The organism is Bacteroides sp. RTP31139st1_H2_RTP31139_211217 (genome assembly GCF_040227615.1).
Taxonomy (GTDB): domain Bacteria; phylum Bacteroidota; class Bacteroidia; order Bacteroidales; family Bacteroidaceae; genus Bacteroides; species Bacteroides uniformis.
Genome location: NZ_JBCNZM010000004.1, coordinates 27080 through 45979, shown reverse-complemented (window position 1 = coordinate 45979; position 18900 = coordinate 27080). Strand labels below are relative to the sequence as shown.

11 protein-coding genes are annotated in these 18900 nt (G+C 50.0%); 8 read left to right on the top strand and 3 right to left on the bottom strand.

Annotation, left to right across the window (positions count from 1 at the left end; genetic code table 11):
- Positions 1–23: 23 nt before the first annotated feature.
- Positions 24–3074 carry a SusC/RagA family TonB-linked outer membrane protein gene (locus tag ABUA47_RS01305; RefSeq protein WP_005833923.1) on the bottom strand — a complete coding sequence of 1017 codons (3051 nt, stop codon included), beginning with the start codon at positions 3072–3074 and terminating at the stop codon, positions 24–26.
- A gap of 215 nt (positions 3075–3289) precedes the next feature.
- Here ABUA47_RS01305 and ABUA47_RS01300 point away from each other — a divergent pair, with 215 nt between their 5' ends.
- On the top strand, positions 3290–4705 hold the full coding sequence (locus ABUA47_RS01300) for a calcineurin-like phosphoesterase family protein (RefSeq protein WP_349831386.1): 1416 nt from the start codon (positions 3290–3292) through the stop codon (positions 4703–4705).
- 106 nt (positions 4706–4811) lie between these two features.
- The gene (locus ABUA47_RS01295; protein WP_211475567.1) at positions 4812–5435 is read left to right on the top strand and encodes an HD domain-containing protein; all 624 of its coding nucleotides are present in this window, start codon (positions 4812–4814) and stop codon (positions 5433–5435) included.
- A gap of 270 nt (positions 5436–5705) precedes the next feature.
- On the opposite strand, the gene ABUA47_RS01290 is transcribed toward ABUA47_RS01295, so the two are convergent.
- Complete coding sequence (locus tag ABUA47_RS01290) at positions 5706–7322, bottom strand: family 43 glycosylhydrolase (RefSeq protein ID WP_118274247.1); 1617 nt, start codon at positions 7320–7322, stop codon at positions 5706–5708.
- Positions 7323–7574: 252 nt separating this feature from the next.
- Here ABUA47_RS01290 and ychF point away from each other — a divergent pair, with 252 nt between their 5' ends.
- From ychF to ABUA47_RS01260, 6 genes are all read left to right on the top strand, one after another.
- Positions 7575–8678, top strand: coding sequence for a redox-regulated ATPase YchF (gene ychF / locus ABUA47_RS01285; RefSeq protein WP_008662190.1), 1104 nt, complete (start codon positions 7575–7577; stop codon positions 8676–8678).
- A 77-nt stretch (positions 8679–8755) separates the two neighbouring features.
- Positions 8756–9568, top strand: coding sequence for a carboxypeptidase-like regulatory domain-containing protein (locus ABUA47_RS01280; RefSeq protein ID WP_005824864.1), 813 nt, complete (start codon positions 8756–8758; stop codon positions 9566–9568).
- A gap of 14 nt (positions 9569–9582) precedes the next feature.
- Positions 9583–10503, top strand: a complete 921-nt coding sequence (locus tag ABUA47_RS01275; protein ID WP_211475566.1) for a ketopantoate reductase family protein — start codon at positions 9583–9585, stop codon at positions 10501–10503.
- 87 nt (positions 10504–10590) lie between these two features.
- Positions 10591–11496 carry a prolipoprotein diacylglyceryl transferase gene (gene lgt / locus ABUA47_RS01270; protein ID WP_009037471.1) on the top strand — a complete coding sequence of 302 codons (906 nt, stop codon included), beginning with the start codon at positions 10591–10593 and terminating at the stop codon, positions 11494–11496.
- Positions 11497–11597: 101 nt separating this feature from the next.
- Positions 11598–13934: an alpha-xylosidase gene (locus ABUA47_RS01265; protein ID WP_347774420.1), complete on the top strand. Its 2337-nt coding sequence runs from the start codon at positions 11598–11600 to the stop codon at positions 13932–13934.
- 34 nt (positions 13935–13968) lie between these two features.
- Complete coding sequence (locus ABUA47_RS01260) at positions 13969–16146, top strand: glycoside hydrolase family 3 C-terminal domain-containing protein (RefSeq protein WP_118274253.1); 2178 nt, start codon at positions 13969–13971, stop codon at positions 16144–16146.
- 111 nt (positions 16147–16257) lie between these two features.
- Here ABUA47_RS01260 and ABUA47_RS01255 read toward each other — a convergent pair whose 3' ends face one another.
- Entirely contained in the window at positions 16258–18885 is a 2628-nt protein-coding gene (locus ABUA47_RS01255; protein WP_117959165.1) for a glycoside hydrolase family 78 protein, read from the bottom strand.
- Between the last annotated feature and the right edge of the window lie 15 nt (positions 18886–18900).

Sequence of the window (18900 nt, the reverse complement as noted above, 5' to 3'; positions counted from 1 at the left end):
GACGGTTTCCCTATTCCGGCTAATCAGAATTTGATGTCAACGCCAAAAGTGAAGGCTTTCGTCTGGGGATAATTGTTTGCCGCACCCAGAGATACCCCATCTGTTGCTGATGCGTTATAGTTGACTTCGGGGTCATAGCCATCCCAAAAGTCAGTAAAAGTCAAGAGATTCTCAGCATTGGCATAAATGTAGGCAGACTTCAGTCCGATGGCTTTCATCCACTTGGAGGGCAGGTCGTAACCCAGCTGCAGGTTCTTCAGACGCAGGTAAGCGGCACTCTTCATCCAGAAGGATGATGTATAGGTGTTGTTACTGCTCTTATAAGAGAGGCGAGGCGTGGATGCATCATGATTCTGCTCCGTCCAATAGTCAAGGTGTTCCTTGCGGTAGGTTCCTCCCTGATAGCAAGGCATCACGTAGTAGGAATTGAGATAACCGTCGGCCTTGCCAACTCCTTGCAAGAAAGCCGAAAGACGAATTCCTTTGTATCCCACTCCTAAATTAAAGCTATAACTATAGCGTGGAACTGTACTTCCGATAATCGTCTTGTCATCTGTAGTAATTTTGTTGTCTCCGCTGACATTCCGGTATTTCAGGTCACCGGGATATACGGTTGTACCGAATTGGGGACAGTTGGCATTGATTTCGTCCGCTTCTTCTTGTGAATTGATGAAACCGTCGCATATCAATCCGTAAATGGAGTTAATGGAAGACCCCTCTTGGTTACGAATATCACCGCTTGTGCTGCTTGTGCCCCGCATGTCGGTGATGGTGTTTTTCACGTCGCTCAGCGTAAGGGCGGCATCCAGCGAAAAGTCCCTCGTCAGCTTCTTGCTGTAGCCTACGCTTAGCTCCCATCCCTGGTTTCTTACCTTGCCGGCATTCTGGAAGGGAGCACCCATACCAATGTGGTTGGGGATGTCCAGCTTCATCAGGATACCATCCGTTATCTTCCTATACCAGTCGGCAGTGATGTTGATACAGCCGAACAGTGAAAGATCTATGCCTAAGTCAGTCATGGTAGAAGTCTCCCATGTAAGGTCCCTATTGGAGAGCGAGGTAACAGCAGAGGTCGTGTAAAGATTACCTCCCATAGATATAGAGCCCGTAGAGAGTTGCTGAGTAGTGGGATAATAGGAACTTCCGATATTCTGGTTGCCCAGTTTGCCCCAAGAGGCACGTAATTTCAGATTATCCACTCTATCGCGTATAGATTCCATAAAGGGTTCCTCGCTGATGCGCCATGCTGCAGAGAATGAAGGGAACACGCCATATCGGTTACCCTCTGCAAATCTGGAAGAACCGTCGGTACGGATATTGGCCTCCACAAGGTAGCGTTCCTTGTAGTTGTAATTCAAGCGGCCAAAGAAGGAGTTGATGGCCCATTGGTACTCCCCTCCTCCATTGTTCATGTTCTCAATGTTACCGGCATCAATTTGGTCATATTGAGGGAAGTTGAATACTTGACGATAGGCAGAAAGAGTCTTTTCTGTATAGGTCTGACACTCCATACCTGCCATTACTTTGAAGTAGTGGTCATCCAGCTGTTTCTCATAGTTGGTCAGTGCCTGTGTGTTCCAGTAGAAGTAACGATAGGCCGATTCTGTAAGCGAGTTGTAGGTTTCGCCGCTCTTGAAGCTGGTAGTACCTTCCGGGTCACCATACGTGGTGACAGAATTCTTATAGTTATGGTTATTCTTGGTGATATAACGTGGAGTGGCTTGAACTGACACATTCCATCCATCGAGAATCTTATAGGTCAGAGCCATCGCCATGGTAGCACGGATAACATTGTTTTTCACAATACCGCCTTCACGCAACAACAGCACGGGGTTATTGCCCATCAGACCATTTGCCCCATTATAAAGACCAGTAGTAAATTGATTGACAATGTTCGGGGTTCGGGTGTTCATATAATTGAAGGCATGTCCTTCGTAGGGAGAACTATTTTTATTGGCATTGCTTACTTGTATGTCAAACTTCATGTCCAGACGGTCGCTAAGCTTGATGTCCATATTGTTGCGTACAGAGATTTTACGGTAAGAGGAATTGACCACTATACCCGTCTGGTCCAGATACCCTATAGAAGTAAGTGTCTTGATACGTTCTGATGAAGAAGTCAGAGTAAGCGTATGCCCATGGTTGAATCCGTTTTCTGTAAGAATCAAGTCCTGCCAGTCTGTATTAGGATAGATGTCCGGGTCAGTAGCCATGCCAGCCACATATTCCCTTATATATTCATCACTATAGGGCAGGTCGGATCCGTCGTTACCTGCTGCCACATTTTCCAATTGCATATATTCCAATGCATCCACTTTTTGAGGAAGCATCGTTGCGCCTTGGAATCCAAAATATCCTTTATAGGATATGCTGAACTTGTCTTGACTGCCACCCCGTTTGGTAGTCACCAGAATGACACCATTGGCAGCACGTGAGCCATAGATGGATGCAGATGCAGCATCTTTCAAGACGGACACTGACTCGATGATGTTAGGATCCACTTCATCTATGGTTCCTTCTACGCCATCGACCAACACCAACGGGGCGGCACTATCACCACCGAAGGTTCCGATACCACGTATACGTATATGACCGCCATTGCCGCCTGGCTCACCGCTCTGTGTAGTGACAGTTACACCTGCAGCCATGCCTTGCAGAGCCGAAGATACGTTTGATACTCGACGGCTTGCAAGCTTCTCGCTGTTAAGCGAAGAAACCGAGCCTGACAGATTAACCTTCTTGTTAGTGCTATAACCTACCACTACCACGTCGTTAAGCAATTGTGAGTCTTCATCCAGTACCACATGAATGAAGTTCTCCCCTGCAGTCTTCAGCTTGAGGGTACGGAAGCCGATGTAGGATACGATGAGTTCCGCGTCTTCGATGGTTTCAAAATTGAAGTTGCCGTCCACATCGGTAATGGTTTTCTCGGGAGAATGGGTCACTTGAATTGTAGCACCGGGAAGTGGATTATTGAACCGGTCCACCACTTTACCTTTGACGGGTTTCAGTGAAGCTGCGACTACATTCAACGAAACAAGCAGCCCACATACACACACAAAGGATTTAATCATTCTTGTTTTCATTAGTTTCTATGATGATTTTAATTTCGGCTGCAAAAGAATGGATGCTGTATTACAGACTTGTGTCACTTCTGTGATTTTGATATGACACCGGATGAGAGCCCGACATATGTAACTTGAACGTAACCCCATAGAAACGACGAAGTAATTTCACTCACCTATTTTTGCTCTCAATTCAAACAACAAATAATTGAAAGAGAAAAGCAATGAACAAAAAGAACATTTTTTACGCCGCATTGCTGCTTATGGCAATAGGGGCAGAAGCTAAAGAGATTAAAGGCAAAGTCATGGCCGACGGCAAGGGGCTGGCCAAAGTTGTAGTAACCGATGGCACCGCATTCGCTCTTACCAGTGAAGACGGAAGCTATATGATTGATGCTGATGAGAAGGCCCACTTTATCTATGTAGTGACACCTTCAGGCTATATGGCTCCTTGCAACGGGGGTACTCCCGTCTTCTATAAGACTCTGAACGAGAACAGCCACGATTTCCAGCTCCATCGCTGGGGAACAGTAGGAGGCAAATACGCCATGATGGCAGCAGCCGATACACAACCGCGCGGAGAGAACGCATTCCATCGGCTTGAAACGGAAGCTTTCCCCGACCTCAAGCTAGTGGGCTTTGAATATATGAGCCAGAATATTCCTGCTTTCGCCATCTTCTTGGGCGACATCTTATGGGATAACCTGGAAATGTTTCCCCACATCAAGCAAGAGATAGCAAAGATCCAAATTCCCATCTATCCGGTTATCGGCAACCACGACCACGACAAGGAGGTGAGCGACGATGATGCCAGTGCACATCTTTATCGGCATTTCTTTGGACCCACTTACTATGCGTTCAATGCTGGAAAAGACTATTATATCGTTTTGGACAATATCCTTTATAAAGGAAACAAGAAGTATGAAGTGGGGCTCAATGATCAGCAGCTCAATTGGGTGAAGAGCTATCTGCAGTACGTCCCCAAAGGGGCTCATCTGTTTGTTTGCATGCATGCTCCGGCATACTTCTATAACGAGAACTACAAGTTGGGACGCGTAGCCGAGTTACTCGACCTTTTCGAGGGTTATAAGGTAGATATTCTCAGTGGTCACACTCATGTACAATGCAACACACAAATCAGAAACAACATTCGTGAGTACAATATCGCCTCCATCGGAGGCGCGTGGTGGTTATGGGACGGCATCTATAGCAAAGACGGTACCCCTATTGGCTACCAAGTATTCGAATCCGGCAAGAACGGAATTGCAAATTATTTCAAGTCATTAGGACATGACCGTGACTATCAGTTCCGTTACTATCCCGTGGGTACAGTACCCGGCCATGAAGACGAACTCTGCGTCAAGGTATGGAATTGGGATAACCGCTGGAAAGTGGAATACTACGAAGACGGGAAGTTGAAAGGCGAAATGAAGCAGTATAAAGGCATGGATCCTGATTATGATTTCTTCCTGCAGCGCAAAGCTGTCACAGAGGGAAAGGATATGAAGGAACGTGGTCGCCAAGCTAACAAGAATGCTTATTTCTTTTTCTCTACAAAACCGAGCGATAAAGCAAAGAAAATAAAAATCGTGGTGACTGACGCCAACGGGAAAAGCTACGAGCAGTCTTTGGAACATTAAGTAAACAGACAGATAGTAATCGGTACCTGATTATGGGCCATTCCCTGCTCCTCGTTATTCAGCTATCGGTTATTATTCGTACCTTTACCCGAAAAAGGAATGCCACATGATACCCAAGCCCCTCATTACCTACATCGAGACAGCAATCATCCCCCGTTACAAGGAGTTTGACAAAGCACACAACCTCTCACACGTCCGCACCGTCATCGAAGAAAGCCTTGCCCTCGCCCGGCAATATCCCGAAGCGGACGAACGCCTGGCATACGTCATTGCCGCCTACCATGACACGGGACTGTGCCGCGACCGCGCCACCCACCACCTTGTCTCCGGCGAGATACTGATGGCGGACTCTACCCTGCGGCAATGGTTCTCCGACACGGAAATCCTCCTCATGAAAGAAGCCGTAGAAGACCACCGCGCCTCTACAGACCACGAACCTCGTAGCATCTACGGCAAGATTGTTGCCGAAGCGGACCGTATCATCGACCCGGACATCACCCTGCGCCGCACCGTGCAGTACGGATTGAAACAGAATCCTGCCGCAGACAAGGAGTGGCACTACCAACGGTTCCATCAGCATCTCATGGCAAAGTATGCACCCGGCGGTTATCTGAAGCTTTGGTTTCCCGAGGGGAAGAATGCGGAACAGCTGAAGAAGCTCCAAGCCATTATCGCAGACGAAGGACGACTGCGGCAAGTTTTCAACCGAATATTCGAGGAGGAAAAGTAATAGCGGTATCAATGAAGCATATGCCCCATTTCATTTCCGACTATGGAAACGGTTTGTTTCCTATAATGGAACAGAGTGTTCTCTATAAGGAAACAAAGTGTTTCCTATAACGGAACAAATCGTTTTATCCCGTCGAAACAAGTCGTTTCATACAAGAGAAACAATCTGTTCCGACGGGGTGTAACAAAGTGTTCAGTACTGTGAACTAATACAATAGCTCTATTTAGAAGGTCTCACAAGATAAGTATCCGCCTCCATAAGTATAAAGACTTATGGGCGTGCCAACATGAGGAAATCATAAAACTCACAGATGGACTGGCCTTCGGTTTCTGATTCGAAGACAAAGAAGAGCGGCTGCTTTCCCTTATGCAGCTTTGCCGGAATAGAGAGCGGAGCATAGAACTCCCTGCAAGTGCTGCCAGCCTTCACATCCACAAGTCCTATCTCTACACCGCCTTTTGTTGTCCAAGGGCTACCCAGCATGATGCGGATGCGTCCGTCGGTATCTTCAGCCTTCAACCTTAACTGCATCTGCAAAGACTTATCTCGCGGAACGGCATTCATATTCAAGTATTTATATCCTACAATCGACCCACTTGTATTATTCACCACCGGAGCGAACGGGATTTTGTGGTTGTTATCGCCGGCATAGGGATTATTATCCCGGTACACAGGCCGGATGTAAGACCCCGTGTAGACATAATGGGGATAGACCTCTTTGATACCTCCGGGATTGGTGTGCCAACAAGCCAACCCGGCCGAGATGCGCTGCATAGGATTGAGCCCTTCAAGAAGGAAACCCTCAGAGTTGAATTCCCCGCGCGAAATCACGACTTTCCCACCTTTTCCTTTTTCCACCTTTACATCAATGGCCGACACCATAGCCTGGCGTGCATAGCAATCAGTACCTATCTGGCGATGATAGAACACGTACCATTGCCCTCCTATCTTGCAGATACTGCCATGCGTATTTCCACCGGGCATGGCCGAAGCTATCACATTGCCTTTTTCATCATACTCGCGCGCACGGGCATCGATGATTGTTCCGCCATAGGTCCAGGGACCCAGAGGATGCTCGCTATAAGCGTATGCCAGCGTATAGTTGCTGGCGTTCGGCAAGCCATCTTCACCCTCAGCGGTAGTACGGCTATAGATAAACACATACTTATCCTCAATCTTGCGGATGGAGGATGCCTCAAAGAAGCGGAATATACCTTCCTGCCGATAGCCTGAAATCATGTTCTCCACCACTTCGGTACCCGGCTTTACCGTGCACATGGTAGCAGGGTCCAACTCCGCGCCATGCGAAATGCCAAATCCCCAATAACCATACACACGTCCATCATCATCGACAAACACTGCGGGGTCGAATCCCAAACAACCGAAAGTCTCGCGAGGACGCTCCTTATGCCAGTTGCATACCGTAAACGGGCCATCGGGACGGTCGCTTTTGGCAATCATGGAATTGCGTCCACCACCTTGATTATTCGGAAAGAGGTAGTAAGTTTTCTTACCATCGGCATCGGTAGTTACTGTCACGTCAGGGGCAAAAAGCACGTCGTCGGTTCCATCAGCATTCAGTTTATACAGTTCGGGCAACTCATTGACTTTAAATATCACGCCGTCATATCTCCAACGGGTCAGGTCCTCTACGGGTGCCGACCACACCACCTGGTCACGTCCGCAATACATCCACTTGAGATTATCGTGCGAACCATAAATATAAAGACGGTACTTGCCGGGACAGTCAGGATCCTCAAACACATAGGGCTCACCATCAGGAATAAATTCCCAAAGCGGCAGATAAGGATTCTGTGCAGATAATGTAAAAGACAGACCGATGAGACATGAGAAAATCATCAGAATTTTTCTTACTTTGTTTTTCATAATCGCATTGATTTATAGAATGATACTTAAATTTATAATTGCGACAAAACTATCAATTTATCATTTTACTCTCGTGCTTTTAATGCAAATTAACATACCCACTTTCCCCGGTAAGTACTATCTTTGCTTAAAAAAGTGAAGATAGGCTGCACCTCAGCATAAAAAATGAACGCGTTCATTTCATTCTGCCTTCGGTTTGCACTATCTTTGCATCCAATTAACTGAACAATAACTAAAAAACAAGATAACACTATGGCATTAAAAGCTGGTATCGTGGGCCTTCCCAACGTAGGAAAATCCACTCTTTTCAACTGCTTGAGCAGCGCAAAGGCACAAGCGGCAAACTTCCCGTTCTGTACAATCGACGCCCAAATGGGGCAAGTGTCCGTACCCGACGAACGACTGACGAAGCTCGCCGAGCTGGTTCACCCGGGGCGTATCGTACCTGCCGTGTGCGACATCGTAGACATTGCCGGACTGGTGAAGGGCGCCAGCAAAGGTGAAGGACTCGGCAACCAGTTCTTGGGCAACATCCGCGAGTGCGACGCCATCATTCACGTGCTGCGCTGCTTCGACAACGGCAACATCGTCCACGTGGACGGTTCGGTGAACCCCGTGCGCGACAAGGAAATCATCGACACAGAGCTGCAACTGAAGGACCTCGACACGGTGGAAAACCGCATCAAGCGTGTAGAGAAGATTGCCAAAGTGGGTGGCGACAAGGCGGCAAAGATAGAGTACGAACTCCTGCTCCGCTACAAGGATGCCCTGGAACAAGGACAAAGCGCCCGCACCGTCATCCCACAGAACGACGACGAGGAACAATGTGCCAAGCAGATGTTCCTGCTCACCACCAAACCCGTGCTCTACGTCTGCAACGTGGATGACGTCAGTGCCGCCAGCGGCAACCAGTACGTAGAGCAGGTGCGTGAAGCCATCAAGGGTGAGGATGCCGAACTTATCATCATCTCCGCCCAGACCGAGGCCGACATCGCCGAACTGGAGACATACGAAGAAAAGCAGATGTTCCTCGAAGACCTGGGACTGAAAGAAAGCGGCTGCAACCGTTTGATTAAAGCTATCTACAGCCTGCTGAACCTCGAAACCTTCATCACTGCCGGAGAGATGGAAGTAAAAGCATGGACCTATCGCAAGGGCTGGAAGGCTCCACAATGCGCCGGCGTTATCCATACGGATTTTGAAAAGGGATTCATCCGGGCAGAGGTCATCAAGTATGAGGATTATATCAAGTATGGCAGCGAAGCAGCCGTGCGCGAAGCCGGAAAGTTGGGTGTGGAAGGTAAGGAATACGTGGTGCAGGATGGGGACATCATGCACTTCAGGTTCAATGTGTAATGATATTCATTCCAGATGGCAATGTACTTTCTTTGTACATTGCCATTTTCTAATAAACTCCATACAATAACAATACTGTGAAACAGATTATCTTCCTTTTATTCTTATTGTCCTGTACTGCCGTTTATGCACAACAGCAAGACTCGGTAACCATTCACGGACGGGTGACTGATTACAACGGACAGCCGATAGACAGTGCCAGCGTCTGGTGGCAAAACCCGCAGTTCAATGACATCATAGAAGCCATAACCGACAAAGACGGGCATTACACGGCCCGTATACCCAAAGGGAAATATCAAAGTGCAGCCTCTATTTATCTGCCCTCCTATGCGCACATTGCCATGAAAAGCGGGCTGCCCGAGACTGAACACCGCCTGGAGTTCTGGGCCTGGGATTTCATCGCCGACCGCGACACTACACTCGACATACGTTATCATCGTATGGAAGCTTATGGCCTGCGTGCTTTCTGCATCCCCGGAGCCATGCCTACTTATCAGATATACGTCCGTCCCATGAGCTTGACACGTACCTACCAATGGATGAAAGAAACAAAGCCCGAGTCATTGGTACACGGTGAAAACCTGAGTGACATTGAGCAACAAGAACAAAACAAAGAAGCCAGAGAATGCCAGATGGCTCCCCGGCCCGGGCAACTGAAAGTCACCGTCTGGATAGACGGCGAGAAAGTCCCCGTGCTGATGAAGCAGGAAATAAAAGAATATTTCGACAGCAACGAATATGGCAACGCCTATCTATTGACAGTAGACATGCCCAAGCATCCCAAAAAAGACCTTCCCTACCGTATCTTCAAAGTAGAGCTGGAAGACATGGAAAACGGTGACCGGGGCGAAGGGCTTTACTATATGGAAAAGGAAAACTACGTTCAATAAACCATACACAACAAATGGCAAACAGTAATCTGAAATACCTCATAGCAGGTACCGGCGGCGTAGGTGGAAGCATCGCCGCCTTTCTTTCATTATCCGGCAAAGACGTCACTTGCATTGCACGTGGCGAACACCTTGCCGCCATACGCGGGAACGGTCTGCAACTGCACTCCGATTTGAAAGGTGAACATTGTCTGAAAGTGGCGGCATTTACCGCAGAAGAATTCCAAGGCAAAGCGGATGTTATCTTCGTCTGCGTCAAAGGTTATTCCGTAGACTCCATTACGGAACTCATCAAACGTGCCTCACACGAGCGTACAGTGGTAATCCCCATCCTGAATGTTTACGGAACCGGTCCCCGTATCCAGCGGTTGGTCCCCGGCGTCACGGTGCTCGACGGCTGCATCTACATCGTAGGATTCGTATCCGGACGGGGAGAAATCACGCAGATGGGAAAGATTTTCCGGCTCGTCTACGGAGCACACCGCAGCACGATTGTTTCCCGTGAAACATTGGAAGCCGTGCAACGCGATTTGCAGGAAAGCGGCATCAAAGCCGAAATCTCCGACGACATCAACCGGGACACATTCGTCAAGTGGTCCTTCATTTCTGCTATGGCCGTCACCGGAGCCTATTACGACGTACCTATGGGCGAAGTTCAGAAACCGGGCAAAGTGCGCGATACCTTCATCGGACTATCACAAGAGAGCGCAGCTTTGGGTAGGAAATTGGATATAGAATTCAAAGAAGACATAGTAGAGTATAACCTCAAAGTAATAGACAAACTCGCCCCCGAAAGCACTGCTTCCATGCAGAAAGATATGGCAAAAGGACACGAGAGCGAAGTACAAGGCTTGCTTTTCGACATGATTGCGGCTGCAGAGGAACAAGGGATTGAGGTGCCGACGTATAGGATGGTGGCGGAGAAGTTCAAATAAACTGCCACGATGAACTGCCAAACAAGATAATTTCATACCTTTGTCCCGAACAACCCCGTAATTCAGTAATTTAATTCTTCAATAAATATGTTATCATTACTCACCATCAACTGGAATCCCGACCCCGAACTGTTCAAGTTCTTCGGCATATCCATCCGCTACTACGGACTGTTATGGATTATCGGTCTTGCTCTTGCCTACTTCATCGTGCAACGCCAGTATAGCGACCGCAGAATAGACGAAAAGAAATTCGAACCTCTCTTCTTCTATTGCTTCTTCGGCATACTGATAGGCGCACGACTGGGCCACTGCATATTCTACGACTGGGCCTACTACCAGGACCATTTCCTCGAGATGATTCTCCCCATAAAAATCCTGCCGGACGGCAGTTGGAAAATGACGGGCTACACCGGCCTTGCCAGCCACGGAGGCACGCTGGGCCTGATTATCGCCCTCTGGATGTACTGCCGCAAGACGAAGATGCACTACATGGACGTGCTCGACATGATAGCCGTTGCCACCCCCATCACCGCCTGCTGCATCCGCCTTGCCAACCTGATGAACTCCGAAATCATCGGCAAACCGACCGACGTACCCTGGGCATTCATCTTTGAACGAGAAGACATGCTACCCCGCCATCCGGCACAGCTCTATGAAGCCATCGCCTACTTCATCTTCTTCTTAGGGATGGTCTGGCTATACAAACGCGGACAGAAAAAACAAGAAACCAAACTTGAAACAGACTTCAGCACCACCAAGCAGAAATCAACCGCCGTGCAGGCCGAAGCCTCCCTGCCCTATCACCGCGGTTTCTTCTTCGGACTCTGCCTGACGGAAATATTCACCTTCCGCTTCTTCATCGAGTTCCTGAAAGAAAACCAGGTGAACTTTGAGGACAGCATGACGCTGAACATGGGCCAGTGGCTCAGTATCCCGTTTGTGATTATCGGAGTGTATTTTATGTGTTTCTACGGAAAGAAAGCTTCCAAATAAACATTTCAGCCCTACATAAGCAACATACCCACCCCTTTCATCCGTGCAGATTTCTCTACTTTTACGGCATCGAAACAGTAACCGTAAATCATATATTTATCATGAAAGAGAGACAACTGATGAAAGGGGCAGCTTTTATGCTGCTGGCAGCAACTGCCATCCCGCCCGCACATGCCCAACTGAAAACAAATGCCGGCGTGCAATACTTGCTTTCCCAGCCGAAAGACATGAGCCAGGATTTTCTGGACTTCAGCAACACCTATTTCTTTGCCGACAGCCTGGTATCGTTCGACACCTCCACCGGCAAGGGGACTGTCCAATGGAAACGCCAGCAACTGATGCCCCGCCAGGCATTCAATGCAAACACCTACCTGCACCAGCCCCTCCAGTCGCTGGACTTCCCGGAGACGGCCTACGACAACAATCCGCAATTGACGTTCACCGTCGAACCGGTCAGCGAACGTACCCTCCGCATCCATATGCTTACCTCGCCCATCGTACCGAAAGAAGATGCCGACGACCCCATGCTCATAGGAAAGCCTGCCGACGGACGCTCCTTCTGGAAAGCCGAGAAGACGGACAAAGGTACGCTGTACACCTCCCGATACGGCAGCCTGCTCATCCAGAACTATCCCTGGCGCCTGGTACTGAAAGACGCCGACGGACGCCTGCTGACACAGACCCGTTGCTGGAGCGACAACGACTCCACGCAGGTCAAGGTACCTCCATTCAGCTTCATCAAGCGCGGCTCGGACAACTCACGCAGCATCAATCCCGTATTCAGCCTCGCGCCGAACGAGAAAATCTACGGTTGCGGCGAGTCCGCCACCGCACTGAACAAAGCCGGACAGAAGGTCAACCTCTTTGTCACCGACCCACAAGGGCCCGAAACCCCAGATATGTACAAGCCCATCCCCTTCTTCTTCAGCAACCGTGGCTACGGCATGTTTATGCACACTTCCGCCCCCGTGACCTGCGACTTCGGCCGCTCCTACATCGGAGCCACCAAACTCTTTATGGCAGACGAGGCGATGGACATCTTCATCTTTCTGGGCTCGCCAAAGGAGATGCTGAGCGAATACACCGCACTGGTAGGACGGCCCGAAATGCCCCCTTTGTGGAGCTTCGGCACTTGGATGAGCCGTATCACCTACTTCAGCGAAGCAGAGGGCCGCGACGTAGCCCGGAAACTGCGTGAGAACAAGATACCGAGCGACGTCATCCACTTCGATACCGGCTGGTTCGGCGTGGACTGGCAATGCGACTACGCCTTTGCCGCCGACCGCTTCGACAATCCCCGGCAGATGCTCACCGACCTAAGGTCACAAGGCTTCCGTACCTGCCTCTGGCAACTCCCCTACTTTACCCCGAAGAATAAGTTCTTCCCCGAGCTGGTGGAACGCGGTCTGTACGTACGCAACGGCAAAGGACAGCTTCCCTACGAGGACGTGGTGCTGGACTTCACCAATCCCGAAACCGTGCAGTGGTATCAAGAGAAGCTCGGCAATCTGATTGAAATGGGTGTAGGTGCCATCAAAGTAGACTTCGGCGAAGGTGCCCCACTGGATGCCATCTATGCCAACGGCCGTAGCGGACTATACGAACACAACCTCTATCCCCTGCGCTACAACAAGACCGTGGCCGACATCATCAAGAAGCTGCACGGCGAAAACATCATCTGGGCACGCTCCGCATGGGCAGGCTCACAACGCTACCCATTGCACTGGGGCGGTGATGCCGCAACTACCGAAACCGGTTTCGAGGGAACCATCCGCAGTGGCCTCTCCATCGGACTGAGCGGATTCTGCTTCTGGAGCAATGACATAGGCGGCTTCGTGACCCAAAGCCCCGAAAGCCTCTACCGCCGCTGGTTACCCTTCGGCTTCCTCACCAGCCACAGCCGCGTGCACGGAGCACCTCCCACCGAACCGTGGTACTACGGGAAAGAGTTCACAGACTATTTCCGCCGTTGTGCCGAACTGAAGTACAAACTGATGCCCTACGTATATGCACAATCCAAAGAGTGCACCGAGAACGGCTGGCCGATGCTCCGCGCCCTGCTGCTGGAGTATCCCGACGACCCGGGTGCATGGCTGGTAGAGGACGAGTACATGTTCGGCTCCAACCTCCTCGTGGCACCCATGCTCGAAGAGGGCAGCGGACGGGATGTCTACCTCCCCGGACGGCAGAAATGGATAGACTACCAGACCGGAAAGGTGTATGCTCCGGGATGGAACCATATCGAGTGCGGCACCCTGCCCATCGTCATTCTTGTAAAGGACGGTTCGGCCATCCCCCATATCCCCGTGGCACAATGCACAGACCAGATGAAATGGGACAAGATTACGTGGAAGAAGTATCTGGCAGACGAAAAGAAAGCTGAAGGATTGCTCTGCCTGCCGCAGGACGGACAGTTACAACGGATATCAATCCCATAACCGGTATATCAAACACATTAAACCCTAATACCCCATGCGAAACAAGTTATTGTTCCTCGCCTTGCCCCTGCTATTCGGCTTACAGGCAAGCGCACAACACACACAAGCCTTTCAAGATACCACGCTCAGTGACGAACAGCGCGTGGAACATCTTCTCTCCATCCTGACATTGGATGAAAAGATAAACCTTCTTTCCACCGACCTCGGTGTCCCCCGCTTCAACATTCCCCGTTGCGGACACTACGAAGGACTGCACGGGCTGACCCTCGGCGGTCCTGCCATGTGGGGTGGACGCCAAAGAACGGAAGACGGGAAAGTAGTCCCTACCGACTGCCCCACCACCATATTCCCCCAGTCCTACGGTCTGGGCTCCACATGGGACACCGATTTGGTGCAGAAAGTAGCGGAACAAGCCGCTGAAGAAGCCCGCTACTACATGCAGACCACCGGTAACAAGCGTCATGCCCTCGTGATGCGCGCTCCGAATGCCGACCTTGCCCGCGACCCGCGCTGGGGACGTACCGAGGAGAGTTTCGGAGAAGATGCTTTCCTCACCGCCCAACTCACCATTGCCAGCGTACGCGGCCTGCAAGGCAATCATCCCCGCTACTGGAAAACTGCCTCTCTGATGAAACACTTCCTTGCTAATAGTAACGAGGACGGACGGGACAGCACTTCCTCCGACTTCGACACGCGGCTGTTCCATGAATACTACGCTTATCCTTTCTATAAAGGTATCACCGAGGGAGGCAGCCGTGCCTTCATGGCCGCCTACAACAGTTGGAACGGCATCCCCATGTCCATCCATCCCTGCCTCGAAGAGATTACCCGCAAGCAGTGGGGCAACAACGGTATCATCTGTACGGACGGCGGTGCCCTGAAACTGCTGATTGAAGCGCACAAGAGTTTTCCGAGCTTTGCGGAGGGTGCCGCTGCCGTAGTAAAAGCCACCACAGGACAATTTCTCGACGCATACGTTCCTTACGTCAAGGAAGCGCTGGAAAAGGGATTACTGACCGAAGTCGACATCGACAAGGCTATCCGCGGGAACATCTTCGTCGCCCTCAAGCTCGGCTTGCTGGACGGGGACAACTCACGTAACCCTTATCTCTCTATCGGAAAGAACAGTACGGAGACACCGCCTTTCATGACAGCAGAAGCCCACAGGCTGGCACGGGAAGTCACCGCCAAGTCTGTGGTGTTATTGAAAAACAAAAAACTCCTGCCACTCGATGCCGGAAAGCTGCGTAAAATAGCCGTTATAGGCCCGTATTCGGACAAAATCGTGCAAGATTGGTATAGTGGTACCCCGCCTTACGAAACAACGATTCTGAGTGGCATACGCAATGCTGTGAAAGAAGGAACCGAAATCATCCACGCCGAAGACAACCGCATGGGCCAGGCGGAAAAGGCAGCCGCAGCCGCCGACATCGCCATCGTATGTGTAGGAAACCATCCTTACGGCACGCGTGCGGACTGGAAGTTCTCTCCCGTCCCCAGTGACGGCCGCGAAGCCGTGGACCGCAAATCGCTGATGTTGCCCGATGAAGACTTGGTGAAGCTGGTGTTCAAAGCCAATCCCAATACCATACTGGTGCTCGTCAGCAGTTTCCCCTACACCATCAACTGGAGCCAGGAGCACGTGCCTGCCATCGTCCACATCACCCACTGCAGCCAGGAGCAGGGCAACGGACTGGCCGACGTACTCTTCGGCAAGGTGAATCCAGCCGGACGTACCGTACAGACGTGGGTGAAAGACATCACTGACCTACCCGACATGATGGACTACGACATCCGCAACGGACGCACGTATATGTACCACCAGGGCCCGGTGCTCTATCCTTTCGGCTATGGTCTGAGCTATTCCGACTTTGCATACGAGAAGATTGAATCCGTCAAGCAAGACAAGAAGAACATCCGCGTGACGGTATCAGTGAAGAATACAAGCGGACGCGACGGGGAAGAAGTTGTGCAGCTCTATGCCAGCTATCCGGACTCCAAAGTGGAACGTCCCTCCAAGCAGTTGCGCGCCTTCAAGCGTATCCCCATCAAGGCTGGTGAAAGCCGGGAAGTGACGCTTACCGTTCCCAAGGAGGAGCTCGGCTATTGGAACGAAGAAAAGCAGATGTTCGTTGTAGAACCCGGAACGGTGAAGCTGCTGATAGGGGCTTCATCGGAAGATATACGGTTGGAGGGAAAGATCAGGCTATAAGAATGAAAAAGCCATCCCTTAACATACCGACTATAAAAATTAGCGAGTTATGCCACAACAACGTGGCAAACCCGCTAATTACATATTTGCAAGCATAAATGAAGTACAAGGTCACTTTACAATAAACTCATATCTTCCTGCCGCCAGTTCCACCACCCGTACATTCTCGGCCTTGTCAGGTAAAGTGAGTGTAGCTGTACTGTTAGCGGGCACTGTAACTTCATAATGCACACATTTCCCTTTCCATTCCCAGCGAGAAACAATTTCACCGTAAGGTGACCGATGACGAGCTTCAAACCGTTTCAATCCCTTTATGAAATGGGGACGGAGCAGAATGTTTTGAAAACCAGGTTGCGCGGGATCAGGGAAAATACCTCCCAGCCCCTTGTAGAACCAAGCACCTATTTCACCGAACATCATATGATTGTCCGAGATGTCACGAGTAGCCTGCAAATCCCAGTTCTCGAGCAGCGTAGTGGCACCGTTCACCATCCACCAACCCCATGAAGGATAAGTGTCCTGTACAGCCACCTTATAAGCTGTTTCAGCATAACCATTTTCGCTGAGTGCATTCAGAATAGCTTTAGCTCCTAATACACCCACATCCAAGTGAAAACCGTCCTCCTCTACCTTATGTGCCAAGTTAGCTGCCACTTTTCCTATCAACTCTTCGGGCACAATCTTCCATTGCAAGGGAACACTCAATTCGGTTTGTGAACCTTCGGCATAGATGCCTGTTTCTCGATTCAGGAACTTATCATTGACAGCTTGCTTTATCTCCTCCGACAAGGCATTATAATATTCGTAATCGGCCTGTTTGCCGAAGAGTTTGGCAGCAGCGGCCAAAATCTTGGTATCTACATAAAAGTAGACCGAGGAAGTCAGCTCTTTATTGGATTTTGACTTCACCGGCACCCAGTCTCCGCGCCCCCACGTAGTGAGATGATTGTTAGAGATACGCTCCACATAATCCACATAACGTTTGATGCTCTCGTAACAATCGCTCAAGGGCTTGCTATCACCGTAGAAGAGGTAGATATTCCAAGGGATGATGGCAATAGTACTAGTCCAGTCCAGCCCGTTGTCTGTACCATATCCCCATCCACCAGTTGGAATAATATCGGGCAGCACTCCGTTGGGCTGCTGTTCGTCACGATGGTCGGCCAACCATTTTTCGTAAACGGTAATTCCATCAAAGTTATAAAATGCTGCCTCAATGGCAAAATGACCGTCACCAGTCCAACCGTTCTTCTCGCGCTGAGGGCAATCGGTGGGGTAGCCCATCAGATTGGAAAGGTAAGAGTGATTGGCAGCATGGAGCAGCTTGCCTATCAGTGGGCTCGAAGATTCCAAGCTACCTACTGCCGGCACATCACTGTGCATGAAGTAAGCAATCAAGCTGTTTTGGTCAAGCTCAATAGGCTTATCTGCCACTACCTCCACATAACGAAATCCCTTGTAATTAAATCGGGGCATGAACTCATCCTCTTCTCCACTCAGAATGAGAATGTCCGTCTGAAAAGGGTCTTTCTCCTTATCGCCTCGAAAGTAGACATCAATGTTCGAGAGATCGAGGCGGCCATTTGGATGTAAGCGTTCGCCATGTTTGATTCTGACCTCCGTTCCCCGTTCACCCGAAACATGAATACAAGTCACACCGGACATATTTTGCCCGAAATCATAGATGTATGTTTTCTCGTCCACTTTGCGGAAAGAGACGGCGGGGAAAATCTTTACATTACGGATGGGATGTACTTGCTGGGCAGTGACATTGGAAGAAGGTACACTCCGATAGGCTACTCCGCGCCACTTGGAATCATCGAATTCCGGAGTGCTCCATCCTTTCTGCTCCAGACGTGCATCGTAGTGCTCGCCAGTATAGATACTATTAAAAGTGATTGCACCCGACGCTGTCCGCCAACTGAGATCGGTGGGAATAGTCTCCACGCTTCCATCGGTGTAGGTAATGCGCAAGTCCAGACAGAAAGTGGGACGGTTGCGCCAAGGGGCACGGTCGAAGTCCCACACTGCTTTGGATTGATGGTTATACCAGCCGTTACCCAAAAGTACGCCAATAGCGTTGTCACCATTCTGTAATTGTGAAGTCACATCATAAGCCACATACAAGTTGCGGCGATCAAAGCGGGTATAGAGAGGGGCAAGGCAGTGGTCTCCTATCTTCTCGCCATTGATGTAAAGCTCATATAGTCCAGCAGCGGCAATATAAGCACGCGCTGACTTTACCTTTTTGCCGGTCTTGAACTCTTTTCGGAAGTAAGGGGCAGGCCCATAATGAATATCCTTGCCATCGCCAATCCAAGCACCTTGCCAATGTTGCATCCCCATCATGCCCGTTTCAAAGTAAGAGACAGGAGAAGCAGTCTCCTTATATTCCATGTCGCTGCAGATTACTTTCCAATAATATCTAGTGAAAGGCTGCAGTTTTTTGCCCGCATAGGCCACAAGCTGATTACGGGAATCGTTCTTTCCACTATCCCACATCCTGCCACAGCCATTGACCACATTCAACGAGTCTTCGTCTACCACAATCCGCCAGGAAGTCTGCACAGCTCCCTGCCTACCATCTTCCATCCGCCAAGAAAGGCGTGGAACGGGATTATCCAAACCTATAGGTCTGTCAAGATGTTCGCTCCTCAGATCAACCAAACGAACCGGAGTCTGCCCTTGTACAGTAATGCAAGCAAAGAATGTGAATAGAAGCAGTATATTTCTTTTCATAACTCCATTGTTTAT

Coding starts and splice junctions, on each gene's coding strand:
- ABUA47_RS01305 (WP_005833923.1), bottom strand. CDS start 3,074: ATGATTAAATCCTTTGTGTGTGTATGTGGGCTGCTTGTTTCGTTGAAT.
- ABUA47_RS01300 (WP_349831386.1), top strand. CDS start 3,290: ATGAACAAAAAGAACATTTTTTACGCCGCATTGCTGCTTATGGCAATA.
- ABUA47_RS01295 (WP_211475567.1), top strand. CDS start 4,812: ATGATACCCAAGCCCCTCATTACCTACATCGAGACAGCAATCATCCCC.
- ABUA47_RS01290 (WP_118274247.1), bottom strand. CDS start 7,322: ATGAAAAACAAAGTAAGAAAAATTCTGATGATTTTCTCATGTCTCATC.
- ychF (WP_008662190.1), top strand. CDS start 7,575: ATGGCATTAAAAGCTGGTATCGTGGGCCTTCCCAACGTAGGAAAATCC.
- ABUA47_RS01275 (WP_211475566.1), top strand. CDS start 9,583: ATGGCAAACAGTAATCTGAAATACCTCATAGCAGGTACCGGCGGCGTA.
- lgt (WP_009037471.1), top strand. CDS start 10,591: ATGTTATCATTACTCACCATCAACTGGAATCCCGACCCCGAACTGTTC.
- ABUA47_RS01265 (WP_347774420.1), top strand. CDS start 11,598: ATGAAAGAGAGACAACTGATGAAAGGGGCAGCTTTTATGCTGCTGGCA.
- ABUA47_RS01260 (WP_118274253.1), top strand. CDS start 13,969: ATGCGAAACAAGTTATTGTTCCTCGCCTTGCCCCTGCTATTCGGCTTA.
- ABUA47_RS01255 (WP_117959165.1), bottom strand. CDS start 18,885: ATGAAAAGAAATATACTGCTTCTATTCACATTCTTTGCTTGCATTACT.